We start from the raw sequence: 12,340 nt of genomic DNA, 5'->3' as shown, positions 1-12,340 counted from the left end.
CTCTCACTCGGCGTCGTGCGGGATGACGTAGAACGGGTAGACGAGGTTGCGGCGGTCGTTGGTGGCGCGCACGCGGTAGCCGATCGCGATGTGGACCAGCGACGGGTTGTCCGGGTCCGGCTGCGGATCGACCTCCTCGACCGTGATCCGGGGCTCCCACTGCTCGAGGGCCTGACGCACGGCCTGCGCCATCAGCCCCAGCAGGTTGCCGGTGACGGGCTCGAAGAGGAGCTCCCAGATCCGGCAGCCGAACTTCGGGCGCATGAGGCGCTCCCCCGGCGCCGTCATCAGCACCAGCTGGATGGAGCGGTCGATGTCGGGCACCCCGCTGGTCAGCCCGATGGAGCCGGTGTGGTCGACGCCGAGCGGCCAACGGAAACCGCGGCCGACGAACGAGGTGTCGGGCTGACCGAGGTCGCCGCGACCGGGCAAGGAGAGCTCGGACATCAGTTGATCTTCACCATCGTCCCCTTGACCTCCAGGATGCCGCTGCTCGAGACACTCGTCGCCGCGCCGCCCTTGACCGTCATCTGCGACTGGCTCTCGACGGTGACCGGACCGCTGCCCTTGACGTTGACCTGGACCCCCTCGACCTGCACGGGCCCGGAGGCGGACTTCAGCACGATCTTGCTGCCCTCGATCGTGACCGCGCCGCTGGCGTCGACCTTGATCGACGAGCCGCTGGCCCCCAGGATCTCGATCGGCTTGCCTGCGGAGTCGATGGTGACCTTGTCCGACCCCACCCGGAGCAGCTGACCGTCCGCCGTCTTGAGCTGCACGTGCTTCTCCGCCGGCTGGGTGCCGTCCGCCAGCTCGATCGTGTGACCGAGCCGCGACACGATCTGCCGCTTGCTGACGTCACCGTTCGCGACCGCCTGGCTCGCGGTCAGCGGCGAGGAGGCCTTGCCGCCGTACAGACCGCCGAGGACGATCGGGCGCCGGGTGTCGCCGGCCTCGAAGGTCACGAGCACCTCGTCGTTGACCTCGGGCAGGAAGAACACGCCCCGACCTTTCGACTCCGTGCCGCCGGCACCGACCATCGCGACACGGGCCCACTGGGACTCCACCTCGTCGCTCAGGTCCGGGATCTTCACCCGGACCCGACCCATGTTGTCGGGGTCCTTGTTGTTGGTCACCAGAGCGACCAGGACGTGGTCGACCCGCATGCCGGCGTCGTCAGGGCGCGGCCCGAGCGTGTCGACCAGCCCGGCCCGGCGCAGCGGCCCGGCGGTGAAGTGCGTGACGAGGCCACTGGCGCTGTAGACGTGCTCGACGTGGGTGACGCGGTAGGTCCCGCTCCCCGGTCCGACGTTGGCGATCTTCACATCGACGTTCGGGCCCAGCTTGGCGACCCCCAGGCACGTCCCCCGCACGACCACGGCGGACCGCGCGAGCTCGGCGGCGCGCACCTTGGCGATCTTCTCGGCCTCTGTCTGCGTCAGCGGAGCAGCATCGCGCACCAGCACGCTACGGCCGGACGTGCTCCGGTCACCGGGGCGGCCGGCCGCCCCGCCGACGAAGTGCGACTCCTCCTCCATCCCGGCGCGGCGCACCTCGGCCCTGCCGACGACCGTCGCCTTCTGCGCGACGTCCCACCCCCGGACCTCGTAGCCGCTCTGGGCGGCCGCGGTGGCCTTGACGTTGAAGGAGACCAGCTCCTTCTCGAAGGTGAGCGAGGTGGTCCGGATCGGCTGCTCGGGGCCGCGGACCATCAGCTTCTCGCCCTCGAACCACCAGACGGCACCGGTGCGCGCACAGAGCGTCTCGAGGTAGGCGAGACCCGAGCCGACCTTGAGCAGGTAGGGCTGGGCTCCCCCGACGCAGTCCGCCTCGATGTCCACCGACAGGCCGGCGTCCTTGGCGATCTCCTGGACGAGGTCCGACGGCTTCACCTTGTCGGCCCCCTTCGTCTTCATGGGTCGCATCAGGGCGGTCCCCGGGTCGTCCGCGACGACCACGAGCTCACGACCCCGCGCCGACACCTCCATCCCCACCGAGGTGATCGTGCCGCTGAACAGCTTCTCGGAGCCCGCGCCGTACGTCGCGACCTCCACCTGCTTGCCGAGGGAGAACGTCTGGGAGGACGACAGCGAGAACTCGTCGTCCCAGAGCTTCACGGTGGCACGCCCGACGATGCCGAGGGCGCGGTCGACCCGAATGGTCACGACCTGCTCGAGCACGCGCGCGGACAACGCAGACCCGTCGACGGTCAGGACGAGCGCGTAGCCGTCGCCCGGCTCCGCGGAGGCCGGCTGGCTCACGTGCCCTCCAGCCGGGGGACGCTGAGCAGTGCGCCGGCACGGACGGCGAGGGGGTCCTCGATGCCGTTGGCACTCGCGAGCAGCCGCCACTTCGTGGAGTCGCCGTAGTAGCGCGCGCTGATGCGGTCCAGTGTCTCGCCGGGCTGCACGCGATGGACCCGGTGCGGCTTCGGGGTGCCGGAGGTGGGGTTCTGCGGCCCGTAGGAGCCCCCGGGCTCGAACTGCAGCAGGTCCACCTGCGCGTCGGCCCGCAGTGGACGCCCCCCGGAGGAGAAGTAGGTGAAGGAGAGGCGTACGTCCTGCACGACGGCGGTGAAGGAGTGCAGATCGCCCCAGTGGAAGGTGACCGTCGGCGGTCGGGCGTTGCTGGTGGTGGCGTCGAACCCGGGGAGGGACTCGTCGACGTCCATCAGCGCGAGCACCTTGTCGGTGTACGCCGTCACCGACGTGCCCGTCGCCGTGGTGTCGAAGGCGAGGTCGAGGCGCATCCAGCCCGACGCGGCGCCGGTGTACTGCAACCGGGACACCCCGCGCCCCGGCATCGGGTTGGAGGTCCAGCTGTTGCTGCGACCGAACGAGACCGTCTCCGGGTTGTAGAGGCACGGCACCCGGGCACCGCCCTCGATCTCGAGGAACGCCTTCTCCAGCTCGGCCATCAGAACCCCGTCCACGGTGAGCGACCCCGCCGCTCGAGCTCGTCGATGACCCGCTGCTCGATCTTGGCCACGACCGCGTCGACGAACTCGTCGATGGTCCCCGGAACTCCGGCGCCCCGCATCCCCGCGGCGTCGGACCCGCCCTCGGGGCCGTCCGGGCCGCCGCCCGACCGGCCCGGCACGGCGTACGGCGGAGCGGGCGTGGAGAAGTCGGTGAAGCGACGCACCACGGGCGCACCGCCACCCGGAGGGGAGGACTGGGTCATGGCGGGGCTCCCGGAGGACGCAGTGGTGCCGCTGGACATGGCGCGGAACAGGTGGGCCGTCTGCTCGAGCAGTGACGAGCCGCCAGCCGGTCCGCTGGAGGAAGTCTGGGGGCCGGGGCCGGACGAGCCTGCGGCCGGGGTGGTCGATCCGGGCCGGACGGGTGTCGTGGCGGCCGTGCGCCGGGCGACGTCGGGCACCGGCGGTCCGCCGGCGGCCGAGCCACCCGGACGGGCGCCGGGTCGGCCACTGGGTCGACCACGGGTGGCACCGGCGCGGGGCGGGGCCACGGTGAGCGACCTCGACGGCGTGGCCTCGACCGCCGAGCCGCGCGGCGACGTCGGCGCCGCCGACGGGCCGGCGGACGGACCGGTCACCGAGCTCGCGGACGAACCGGTGGACGACGACGGGCGCCGCTGCCACCACCGGCGGATCGGGCTCGCGTCCTGCGCGGGCTCGGTGCCCGACGCGGATGGCCCCGGGCCGGTCGAGCGGGGCGCGAGCACGGCGGGGCTCGGCGAGCCACCCTGGCGGGCGACCTGCTCTCGAGCGCTGGGCGTCGCCGGGCTCCGGCGCACCGAGGAGGGCTCGGGGGCGGGGGCGGTCGCGCCGGCGGTCCCGCGGGCCGGGCGGCTCGACGGGTCCGAGGAGGACGTGGCCGGGGTGCCCGGGCTGCCCGGGCTGCCCGGGGTGCCCGCCACGCGACCACCCGCAGAGGGGCCCGCTGCAGCGCTGTTCTGCGCCGCGCTGTCGGGACGGCTCGGGGTGCCGGGGTTGCTCGAGCGGCGAGCGACCACGGGCACGGGACCGGACGCAGCGGGGACCGCTGCGGTGCTCGCCCCGGAGGACGGCCGAATGGTGGCGGGCTCGCTGAACCCGGTGGCCAGGGCGCGCCCCGGGCGACGTCCGTGTCCGCTGCCTCGGACCGCGGTCAGCAGCTCCGGCATCGCGGCCTCCGCTATACCCTGCGACGTGGCGTCGGCGCGACGGCGGAACACCGGGGAGCGCCGCACGGTCGCTCCGACCGGGGTGCCGCCCCAGACCGTCTGGCCGACGACCGGAGCCGACGTGGTCGCCGTGGCCGAGGTGGTCGTCGAGGCACCGGTCGTGGCGGCCGCAGCGGTGGCAGGGGAAGCGCTCGACACACCGTCGGTGGTCGCACGGTGCCGGCCGAGCGCCGGGCCAGCGGCGCCGGTCGGGCCGACGCCTCCGCTGCTGGAGGGGGACGTGCTGGACGAGGTGGGCACCGGCACCGCCGGGGCCGAGGCCGAGGTGGAGTCGGCGGGCGCCGACGGGCCAGCGGACGTGGCGGGGTCGGAGGAGTCCGCCCGGCGCCGGCCGACGTCGGTCGGCCCCGGGGCAGGTGCAGGGACAGATGCAGACCGGGTGGTCGGCACGGGGGCGGTCGGCCGCTGCGCGACCTGCTGGGCGGCCCGCTCGGCGGCGGCCTGCCGCATCACCATGCTGGAACCGGCCCACATCTGACGACGCACGACCGGCGCCGTGGGCGCCGGCTCACGATGCAGCAGTGCGGTCGTGGCCGCCCGGACCGTCTCAATGTCGCGCACGGCGCTGGCGAGGGGCGTGCGGCCCGCGCCGGTCGGCGTCTCCATCGCGCCGAGGAGCGCGACCGGAGCGGCGCCCGCGGACAGACGCTGGTGGGTGGACAGCGCGATCGAGCGGCCGGACGAGGTCGAGGAGGTCGAGGACGTCACCCCGGCACCGCGCGCGCCACCCAGAGCGCTGCGTCGCACCGTCGTCGCGCCGGGGCTGCGCTGGACGGCCGCTGCGAACCGGTCCCGTCCGGCGACGGGCTGCCAGCGAGCCTGCGGCGGCGAGGTGGCCGACCCTGACGACCCGGACCCGCCGGACCCGCCGGACGCGCCGGTGTCGCCAGCGGATCCGGCGAGGGTCGGACCGGACGGCGCCGGGACCGCACCGGTCGCGCCACCGGCCGGCTGCTCCGACGACGGGTGGGAGGTCCCCGGTCCAGGCGAGGTCGCTGGCGACGCCGAGGGAGCCGACGATGACGAGGACTGGGGGGACGGCGAGGCCGGCAGGGACGTGGGCGTCTCGGACGCAACCGAACGCCGGACCGTCGACGCGGGTCCTGACACCAACGAGGTGGATGCGGGAGACGCAGGTGACGGCGCAGGTGTCGGCGCAGGTGAGGCCACAGGCGCCGCGGCGGCACGTGCGGCCGCCGTACGGCGTGCCACCCCCGCGCTCAGACGGGTCCGATCGGCGGCCGTGAGCATCGGGCCGGCCGCGGTGACCTCGTCGAAGCGGCGCACGGGCACCGTCTGCGAGACGAGCGAGCCGACGATCGCGCCGGGACTGTAGGTCTCCTCCTGCGGCACCGACCGGGCGGCGCGGGGCAGGCCGCGGGAGGGCAGCTGCCCCGCGGTCGTACGACGAGCCGGCGCGAGCCACGCCGAGCCGGTGCCCGACGCCGGGGTCGACGCCTGAGTCGACGCCTGGGTCGACGGGCCGCCCGCGGTCGTGGCCGGAGTGACGTCGGAGGTGCGGCCGGTGTCGGAGGCGCCAGCGGCGAGCGACCGGTGCACGACCGCTCCGGCGACCGGCGCGCCATCAGCAGGGCCGGACGCAGGAGCCGGGGTGGAGGGAGCGGCCGCGGGGCGACTCGGGGCAGCGCCGGGCGGAGCCGACGGCACGGCAGGCGTCGAGGCGGCCGGGAGGGCCGCGGCCGGACGGGGCACCGCGGTCGACGAACCACCAGGATCGCCCGCCTCGTCCGCAGGTGCGGGCACCCACCACCGCGGCGGGCGCACCTGCGATCCGGCGCCGCTCGGCTCGGGGCCGCGCAGGGCCCGGCGGATGTCGACCGGACGCGAGGTCGAGGCCGCGAAGCGCTGCACGCTCGAGGCCAGGGAGCCGATGCGGCTCGGCAGCGGTCGCGACAGGGGCGGCCCGGGGAGCCTCAGCCGCCGCACGACGGCGCGGCCCAGCCAGGTCGCGTCGTCGGGCTGCGAGGTGGTCATGGTCCCTGGGTCGTCGTGGCGGTCGGTGGAGGTCAGCTCAGCGTCTTGGCGCGGAACCCGTGGTGGGTGATCTCGAGCTCCTCCTCGAGCGTGGAGGAGCTGTCGACGCTGAAGTCGGGGCCCTGCCACCGCACCGGGAAGACGTCGATCAGCTCCCACGCCCGGGTGCGGGCGCCGGTGGCGTCGACGGCGGTGATCGCGCCGGTCGAGCGGGCCAGCTTGTTCTGGTTGGCGGCGAAGGCCTCGCCCGAGGACCGGTTGAACCAGTCGAAGAGCGCGTTGCCGTCGGTGACCCCGCGCCGGAAGACGACGTTGGGCCAGCTCATCCGACCGGGGACGCGGTGCGAGAAGCCGTTCTGACCGCCCTCGGCGATCTCGGCCACGGAGATGGAGACGTGGAGTCCTCGCACCTCGCGGAAGACACCGACCTCGACGCCGTCGAGCTCGAAGAGGAATCGCGCCGCGCTCGGGAGGTCGCCGCCCAGCGGTGTCGCGCTGTCGACCATCAGACCACCTCTCGCACGGCCTGCCAGGCCCTCTCGTTGAGCGAGACCACCGCTCGCACCATCCGCACCCGGTCCATGTGCTCGAGGTCGAGCAGGTCGTCGAACGACCAGTGCAGGTGGTAGGCGAGGAAGGCGATCTCCTGCCACAGCGCGTCCGCGGGGTAGCGCATCACGATCGTCTCACCTCGACCGGCGCCGAGCACTGGGTCTCACGGCCCAGGTCACGGCACTCGCCGGGGCATCTCCTCGACACCCGCGCGGAAGCTGGGCCGCGAGGGGGCCGGTTCACCGTCGGCCTCCTCCGGGCCGGAGCCCGGGGAGGCCGGCTCCGGCTCAGCAGCCACCGGCTCGGGGGTCGAGGCCTCGACCCCGACGAGCGCGGTGGACTGCTGAGCCGAGACGAGCGCCTCGTACTCCTCCGGCGAACCGAAGTTGATCACCCCGTAGAAGTCCTGCAGGAAGGCCAGGTCGACGGCGAAGAGCCCCTCGATCTCGTGGCTGGTGACCATCTCCAGGTCACCGAGCCGCGTGATCACCCGCGTCAGCACCAGGATGGTGAGACGCGGGTCGTCGGGCCCCTCGATCCGCGGGTCGCGCAACGGGTCGAGCTCGTCACGCGCCGTCGCCAGCCGCATCGTGCCGGTCGTGTGCAACCGGCCGTGGTGGTCGACGTAGCCCCGCGGGAGGGTGAAGTCGTAGGAGGTGCGCAGACCGCTCACTTGACGCGTTCGAGCCTCTCGCAGGCCAGGGTGATGTTCTCCTTGACCGCGTCGTTGGAGTCCGCCGAGAGCGAGTCGGTCGAGATCTTCGACGGCCAGGCGTTGAAGAAGCTGAACCGGGCGACCTCGGTGTTGGCGGCGTCGTAGATCACGACCGCGCCGTTCTTGCGCGAGGTGGCGATGATGCCCTTGTCGCGCACGTCGTTGAACCAGCTCCAGATCTTGTCGCTCTTGGCGTCGTTGGGCGCGATCCGGGTGAGGGTGATGTCGGGCGCGGACGTCTGGTTGGCCAGCGTCTTGCCGATCACCATCTTGCCGCCCTTGGTGGCCTGCTGGTAGGTCGTGACCTGGACCTCGACGTCGAGCCCCGAGACGCCGGTGAGTGCGGTGAGCACGTCGCCGTCGACCTCGAGGAAGAAGTTCTGCGCGACCATCGCGCTGTTGTTGATCAGTTCGTTGGGCACTGTGCCTGCTCCTGGGTGAAGTTCTGTGTCGGCTGCGTGAGGTGGGCTGCGCCGGCCGTCAGGCCGTCTGCTTCTTCTGGCTGATGCGGAACACGACGAACTCCGCGGGCTTGACCGGCGCGATGCCGACCTCGACCACGAGCAGGCCGGCGTCCACCGACTCCGGCGGGTTGGTCTCCTCGTCGCACTTGACGTAGAAGGCCTGGTCCGCCGAGGCGCCGGAGAGCGCACCGGCCGACCAGAGGCCGCGCAGGAAGCCGGTGACGGTGCGGTTGACACCCTCCCACAGCGACATGTCGTTGGGCTCGAAGACCGCCCACTGGGTGCCCTCGAGGATGGTCGCCTCGACCATGTTGAAGAGCCGGCGGACGTTGATGTAGTTCCAGTCGGTGTCCGAGGCGAGGGTGCGCGCACCCCAGATGCGGATGCCGCGCGTGCCGAACGGGCGGATGCAGTTGATGCCGATCGGGTTGAGCAGCGACTGCTCGTTCTGGGTGACGTTGCGCTCGATGTCGAGCACGCCGCGCATGGTGTCGTTGGCCGGGGCCTTCCACACGCCGCGGGTGTCGTCGGTGCGGGCCCAGACGCCGGCGATGTGACCCGACGGCGGGATGAGCACCTCGCTGTCACCGCCCTCGCCGATGGGGTTCTCGACCTTGACCCAGGGGTAGTACATCGCGGCGTACGCCGTGTCGTACATCGCGATCTCGGAGCGCCACTCCTTGACTTGCTGGGGGTTCATGCCGGGAGGGGCGTCGAGGACGGCCATCCGGTTGCCGTTCTGCTCGCAGTGCGAGATCAGGGCGGTCTGCACGGCCTTCCAGAGTCCGAGGTCGACGGTGCCGTCCTCGGCAGTCGCCGCGGTGACGAGGTCGGGGACGATCACCATCGTGACGTCCTCGGCGATCGCGAGGCCGTTGATGCCGCTGCGGGCCGACTCGGAGCCGGCGAACTTGCGACCGTTGACGGCGACCGGGGTCGGCGCGGACTTCTCGAGCTCGTAGGTGCCGGGCTTGATCAGCTCGAGCTGGCTCGCGAGGTCGGCCTTCTCCTCGATGACGACCTCGACCTTGACCTTGGTCGAGGTCTTGTTGACCTTGGTGGCCACGCCGTTGGCGCCGCCGCTGAGGTCGAGACCGGAGAACTCCTCGACGGGCTCGCCGCCCTCGAGGATCGTCATCGTGAACGTCGCGGGGCCGTCGGAGTCGTCGTCGCCGGCGTCATCGGTGGTCACGACGACCGCGATGTCGGCGTCGGGCTCGACGCTCTCGACCTTGACGGGCAGGCCCAGCGCACGGTCGGAGGCGGGCAGCGCGAGGCGGGCGGGCTCGCCGGCCGGCTCGGTGTTGGGCACGCGGCAGATGTAGGCCAGGCTGCCGCCGTTGGCGAAGTAGCCGTAGACCGAGAGCGGGAGCATGCAGCCGGGCGCGAAGCTGCCGTAGAGGGCCTCGAACTGGCTCCAGCTGGTGACCAGGCGCGGGGCGAGGCCCTGCGGGTCGTTGGGGTCGTCGGTCGGCGCGGTGGCGGTGAAGCCCACGAACGCGGCGACAGCGGTGGGCGCTGCGGAGAGGACCTTCTGGGAGGAGACGACCTCTTCGACGTAGACGCCCGGAGCGGTGTAGGTGGGCATGCGGTGGCACCGTTCTTGCGAAGGGATGGTGGACGAGCGTGATGAACCCTCACCTCTCGCGCGGGTCCTGGGAAGGGCCCAGGCCGAGAATGATCAGTTGTGACTACCCGGCGTCCCAGATGTCGCTTGACGTTGGCCTCCACCGGACCTGACGATCTCCGCATGGCGAACCGTCCGGCCCCCGCCGTGGTCCTCGGGCGGCGCGAGCGACGAGGTCTGGACCGGCTCGACCGGGGCGACGACACGGCCCTCGCCCTGCGGGCCCGGATCGTGCTGCTCGCCGCCACCGGTGCCTCCCGCTCGGGCATCGCCGACGACCTCGGGGTCTCCCGCGCGACGGTCCACACCTGGTGCACCCGGTGGACCGAGTCGGGCCTGAGCGGTCTCGACGCCCGCCCACGGACGGGCCGCCCGACGACGGTCGAGGCGCACGACGTCGTCCGGGCGACGCTGCGGCGTCCGCTCGGCCGGGGCGCGGCCCCGCACTGGACCGCCCGCTCGCTCGCCGAGCACCTCGGCATCGGTCGCTCGAGCGTCAGCCGGGCCTGGCAGCGCTACGGCGTGCGCCCTGACCAGGGTGGCGGGTTCCGCTTCGACACCGACCCGGGTCTCCTCGCCCGCGGCGGACGGCTCGTGGCGGTGCACGCCGACCGTCGGCACCGGTTGGCCGTCGTCGCCGTCGACGGCCCGGTGGCCGATCGCCTCGCGGGCCACGGGGTCGTCACCACCGTGCACGCCGCACCGCTCGGCGGATCCGGTGCGCACGGGCCTCGCACGACGGTGCTGACGACCGTGCAGACGCCGGGTGGCTCCGACCTGGCCACCGCACTGGCACGGCTCGCGGCGCGACCGGAGACCCCGGCGGACACCCTCGCTGCCGCCCAGCGGGGGCGCAGCGGGCTGCTCTCGGACGCCCGGCTCCACCTGGTCGCCCAGGACCCTCGCTCGCTCGCGGCGCCGGAGGTGGCCGACTGGCTCGCCGCCCACGAGGTGCCGGGTCACGCCGTCACGGACCCGGCCGTGTGGCCGGGCCTGGTCGCGGCCTGCCTGCTGCTCGGCGAGCGGCGTCCAGGGGCGGCGACGACGGCGCTCGGGAGCCCGGTCGAGCCCCGGCTGACCGCGGCGCTGCGCGAGGAGGTCCCCGCCGGCGCCACGCTGTCCTGGGTCACCTCGCTGCGCGAGAGCGGCCGTCCCGTCGTACCCCTGCGGCGGACGGCGGAGCGCGACGCGGGGTGAGGCTCAGCGCGCGGTCTAGCCGACGGTCGTCGTGACCGTGCCGGTCGACGTCATGGTGATGACGCCGCCGAAGGAGCAGATGCACGTCGAGCCCGCGGCGAGGACGGGCTTGCCGCCGATCAGCGTCCGCGGAGCCGACGGGGTCCACGCCTGGGTCACCGGGATGCACGGCATCGGCGTCAGCACGCCGAAGGCCGCCGCGGTGGCCGCGGCCACGGTCGGGTTGGCCAGCGACTGGCACATGCCGAACGGCACGACGTTCAGCATCGGGACGGCGTCGGTGATGGTGCCGACGGGCATGCCGCCGATCATCACCCGGGGAGTCGGCAGGAACGTCAGCGTCGAGGGGGCCATGCCGAAGGTGCAGGTCGCGATCGCGCCGGTGACGGCGGGTGTTCCGGGCACGGTGCCTCCTGGGGCTCGGGACGGGGATGCGGACGGTGCGGACGGTGGATCGGGTTCAGCGCTTGGTGCCCTTGACCGAGCCCTCGAGCGGGGTGCCGGCGGCACCGACGAAGCAGAGCACGGAGCGGTCGTCGTCCTCCCAGCTGCGCGGGGAGGGCACGAGGTAGGTGAAGAAGAGCGAGGAGTCGAGGTAGTCCACGCCGACGTAGCCGGCGAAGGCCTGGGCGCAGGTGGCCTCGGCGTACGCCGTGAGCGCATCGTCGCCGGGGTAGCCGGAGGAGTCGACCGGCGCGGAGGCGTCCGCCGAGGGTGAGCCCGAGGCGTCGCCCGACGCGCCCGAGGGGGCGGAGCCGGCCGGGACGTAGGCCTCGCGCGCGTAGAGCTCGCGGTCGTGGGGGCGCTCGCACGGGACCCGGCGCAGGTCGCTGATCTGGGCCTCGACGTCGGAGGGCGCCTCGAAGCAGTCGCCCACGTCGACCGAGAACACCGACACGTCCTGCCCGTCGCCGTCGTCCCCGCCGAACAGACCGCAGCCGGTCGAGGCGGCGCCGACCAGCGCGAGCACTGCCGCCAGGGCCGCGCGGTGCGGGTGCTCAGCGCGCACGAGCGCCACCCCGGGTCGCGTCGTCCATGCGGCGCGCCATCGCGGCCAGGCGCTCGACGGGCGGCGCGGCGGCCTCCCAGTCGAAGGCGTCGGCGGCGACGGTGGCCTGCAGCAGTGTCGAGGCCTTGAGCTGACCGCCCGCGGCGGTCCACAGCTCGCGCGGGACCGCCCGCTCGTCGCCGAGCTGGAGCTGGATGCCCGAGACGGCGTCGTCGGCGAGGAACTGCGCCGGCACCGCGTCGGTCGCCGCCAGCAGCCCGACCACGTCGCTGAGCAGCTGGTGCTCGTCGCGAGGACTGCCGGCCCAGGCGCTCACGAGGTAGCTCAGGGTCATCATCGGCAGGGGCCGGCGCCGGCTCTCCACGGTGCCGTCCGGGGTGCGGCGCAGCTGGGCCGCGGCCGAGGGACGGGTGCTGCGCGAGACGTCGTAGAGGAAGAGGCTGACGGTGATCCGGGACAGCTGGGCCGACCACTGACCGTTGGGTGCGTCGAAGGAGACGTCGCCGACCTCCTCCGAGAGCGGCAGAGCGGCGCGCAACCACGCTTCGAGGGCCGTGTCGGCGTGGCTGATGAACACGAGCCGAGATGCTCGC

The 12,340-nt window shown here is 73.4% G+C and carries 14 protein-coding genes; 2 read left to right on the top strand and 12 right to left on the bottom strand.

Annotation, left to right across the window (positions count from 1 at the left end):
* Positions 1 to 3: 3 nt before the first annotated feature.
* Genes GRQ65_RS04530 through GRQ65_RS04515 form a run of 4 tightly spaced genes read right to left on the bottom strand, consistent with a single transcriptional unit; the run spans position 4 to position 3,183 of the window.
* On the bottom strand, positions 4 to 447 hold the full coding sequence (locus tag GRQ65_RS04530) for a GPW/gp25 family protein (protein ID WP_160875550.1): 444 nt from the start codon (positions 445 to 447) through the stop codon (positions 4 to 6).
* A complete protein-coding gene (locus GRQ65_RS23790; RefSeq protein WP_160875548.1) occupies positions 447 to 2,261 on the bottom strand; it encodes a phage baseplate assembly protein V in 1,815 nt (604 codons plus the stop codon). Before GRQ65_RS23790 ends, GRQ65_RS04530 begins: the two co-directional genes overlap by 1 nt.
* A complete protein-coding gene (locus tag GRQ65_RS04520; RefSeq protein WP_160875546.1) occupies positions 2,258 to 2,917 on the bottom strand; it encodes a CIS tube protein in 660 nt (219 codons plus the stop codon). The genes GRQ65_RS23790 and GRQ65_RS04520 overlap by 4 nt, the downstream gene beginning before the upstream one ends.
* Entirely contained in the window at positions 2,917 to 3,183 is a 267-nt protein-coding gene (locus GRQ65_RS04515; protein WP_160875544.1) for a hypothetical protein, read from the bottom strand. Before GRQ65_RS04515 ends, GRQ65_RS04520 begins: the two co-directional genes overlap by 1 nt.
* Positions 3,184 to 3,472: 289 nt before the next feature.
* Between GRQ65_RS04515 and GRQ65_RS04510 the strand changes: the two genes are divergently transcribed.
* Entirely contained in the window at positions 3,473 to 4,666 is a 1,194-nt protein-coding gene (locus tag GRQ65_RS04510) for a hypothetical protein (RefSeq protein ID WP_160875542.1), read from the top strand.
* A gap of 1,549 nt (positions 4,667 to 6,215) precedes the next feature.
* On the opposite strand, the gene GRQ65_RS04505 is transcribed toward GRQ65_RS04510, so the two are convergent.
* From GRQ65_RS04505 to GRQ65_RS04490, 5 genes are read right to left on the bottom strand one after another with little or no spacing between them, the layout of a single operon-like run.
* Positions 6,216 to 6,689 (bottom strand): phage tail protein, encoded by a 474-nt coding sequence (locus GRQ65_RS04505; RefSeq protein ID WP_160875540.1) that lies wholly within the window; start codon positions 6,687 to 6,689, stop codon positions 6,216 to 6,218.
* A complete protein-coding gene (locus GRQ65_RS22085; protein ID WP_337191500.1) occupies positions 6,689 to 6,859 on the bottom strand; it encodes a DUF6760 family protein in 171 nt (56 codons plus the stop codon). The genes GRQ65_RS04505 and GRQ65_RS22085 overlap by 1 nt, the downstream gene beginning before the upstream one ends.
* Before the next feature lie 51 nt (positions 6,860 to 6,910).
* The gene (locus GRQ65_RS04500) at positions 6,911 to 7,408 is read right to left on the bottom strand and encodes a hypothetical protein (protein ID WP_337191488.1); all 498 of its coding nucleotides are present in this window, start codon (positions 7,406 to 7,408) and stop codon (positions 6,911 to 6,913) included.
* On the bottom strand, positions 7,405 to 7,872 hold the full coding sequence (locus GRQ65_RS04495) for a phage tail protein (RefSeq protein ID WP_160875538.1): 468 nt from the start codon (positions 7,870 to 7,872) through the stop codon (positions 7,405 to 7,407). Before GRQ65_RS04495 ends, GRQ65_RS04500 begins: the two co-directional genes overlap by 4 nt.
* A 58-nt stretch (positions 7,873 to 7,930) precedes the next feature.
* Positions 7,931 to 9,502, bottom strand: a complete 1,572-nt coding sequence (locus tag GRQ65_RS04490) for a phage tail sheath family protein (RefSeq protein ID WP_160875536.1) — start codon at positions 9,500 to 9,502, stop codon at positions 7,931 to 7,933.
* 162 nt (positions 9,503 to 9,664) lie between these two features.
* Between GRQ65_RS04490 and GRQ65_RS04485 the strand changes: the two genes are divergently transcribed.
* Entirely contained in the window at positions 9,665 to 10,738 is a 1,074-nt protein-coding gene (locus GRQ65_RS04485; RefSeq protein ID WP_160875535.1) for a helix-turn-helix domain-containing protein, read from the top strand.
* 15 nt (positions 10,739 to 10,753) lie between these two features.
* Here the strand turns inward: GRQ65_RS04485 and GRQ65_RS04480 are convergent, their stop codons facing one another.
* Genes GRQ65_RS04480 through GRQ65_RS04470 form a run of 3 tightly spaced genes read right to left on the bottom strand, consistent with a single transcriptional unit; the run spans position 10,754 to position 12,324 of the window.
* Complete coding sequence (locus tag GRQ65_RS04480) at positions 10,754 to 11,143, bottom strand: PAAR-like protein (RefSeq protein WP_202387341.1); 390 nt, start codon at positions 11,141 to 11,143, stop codon at positions 10,754 to 10,756.
* A 55-nt stretch (positions 11,144 to 11,198) separates the two neighbouring features.
* Entirely contained in the window at positions 11,199 to 11,747 is a 549-nt protein-coding gene (locus tag GRQ65_RS23235) for a septum formation family protein (RefSeq protein ID WP_337191487.1), read from the bottom strand.
* Positions 11,737 to 12,324, bottom strand: a complete 588-nt coding sequence (locus tag GRQ65_RS04470; protein ID WP_160875533.1) for a Pvc16 family protein — start codon at positions 12,322 to 12,324, stop codon at positions 11,737 to 11,739. The genes GRQ65_RS23235 and GRQ65_RS04470 overlap by 11 nt, the downstream gene beginning before the upstream one ends.
* Positions 12,325 to 12,340 lie beyond the last annotated feature (16 nt).

This window comes from Nocardioides flavescens (genome assembly GCF_009823805.1).
Taxonomy (GTDB): domain Bacteria; phylum Actinomycetota; class Actinomycetes; order Propionibacteriales; family Nocardioidaceae; genus Nocardioides; species Nocardioides flavescens.
Note: the sequence above shows the minus strand (reverse complement) of the source record. Positions and strands in the feature narration are given on the sequence as shown.

What these genes read in the sequence shown, in the direction of transcription:
- GRQ65_RS04530 (WP_160875550.1), bottom strand. Translation starts at nt 447, where the DNA reads ATGTCCGAGCTCTCCTTGCCCGGTCGCGGCGACCTCGGTCAGCCCGAC.
- GRQ65_RS04520 (WP_160875546.1), bottom strand. Translation starts at nt 2,917, where the DNA reads ATGGCCGAGCTGGAGAAGGCGTTCCTCGAGATCGAGGGCGGTGCCCGG.
- GRQ65_RS04515 (WP_160875544.1), bottom strand. Translation starts at nt 3,183, where the DNA reads ATGACCCAGTCCTCCCCTCCGGGTGGCGGTGCGCCCGTGGTGCGTCGC.
- GRQ65_RS04505 (WP_160875540.1), bottom strand. Translation starts at nt 6,689, where the DNA reads ATGGTCGACAGCGCGACACCGCTGGGCGGCGACCTCCCGAGCGCGGCG.
- GRQ65_RS22085 (WP_337191500.1), bottom strand. Translation starts at nt 6,859, where the DNA reads ATGCGCTACCCCGCGGACGCGCTGTGGCAGGAGATCGCCTTCCTCGCC.
- GRQ65_RS04490 (WP_160875536.1), bottom strand. Translation starts at nt 9,502, where the DNA reads ATGCCCACCTACACCGCTCCGGGCGTCTACGTCGAAGAGGTCGTCTCC.
- GRQ65_RS04485 (WP_160875535.1), top strand. Translation starts at nt 9,665, where the DNA reads ATGGCGAACCGTCCGGCCCCCGCCGTGGTCCTCGGGCGGCGCGAGCGA.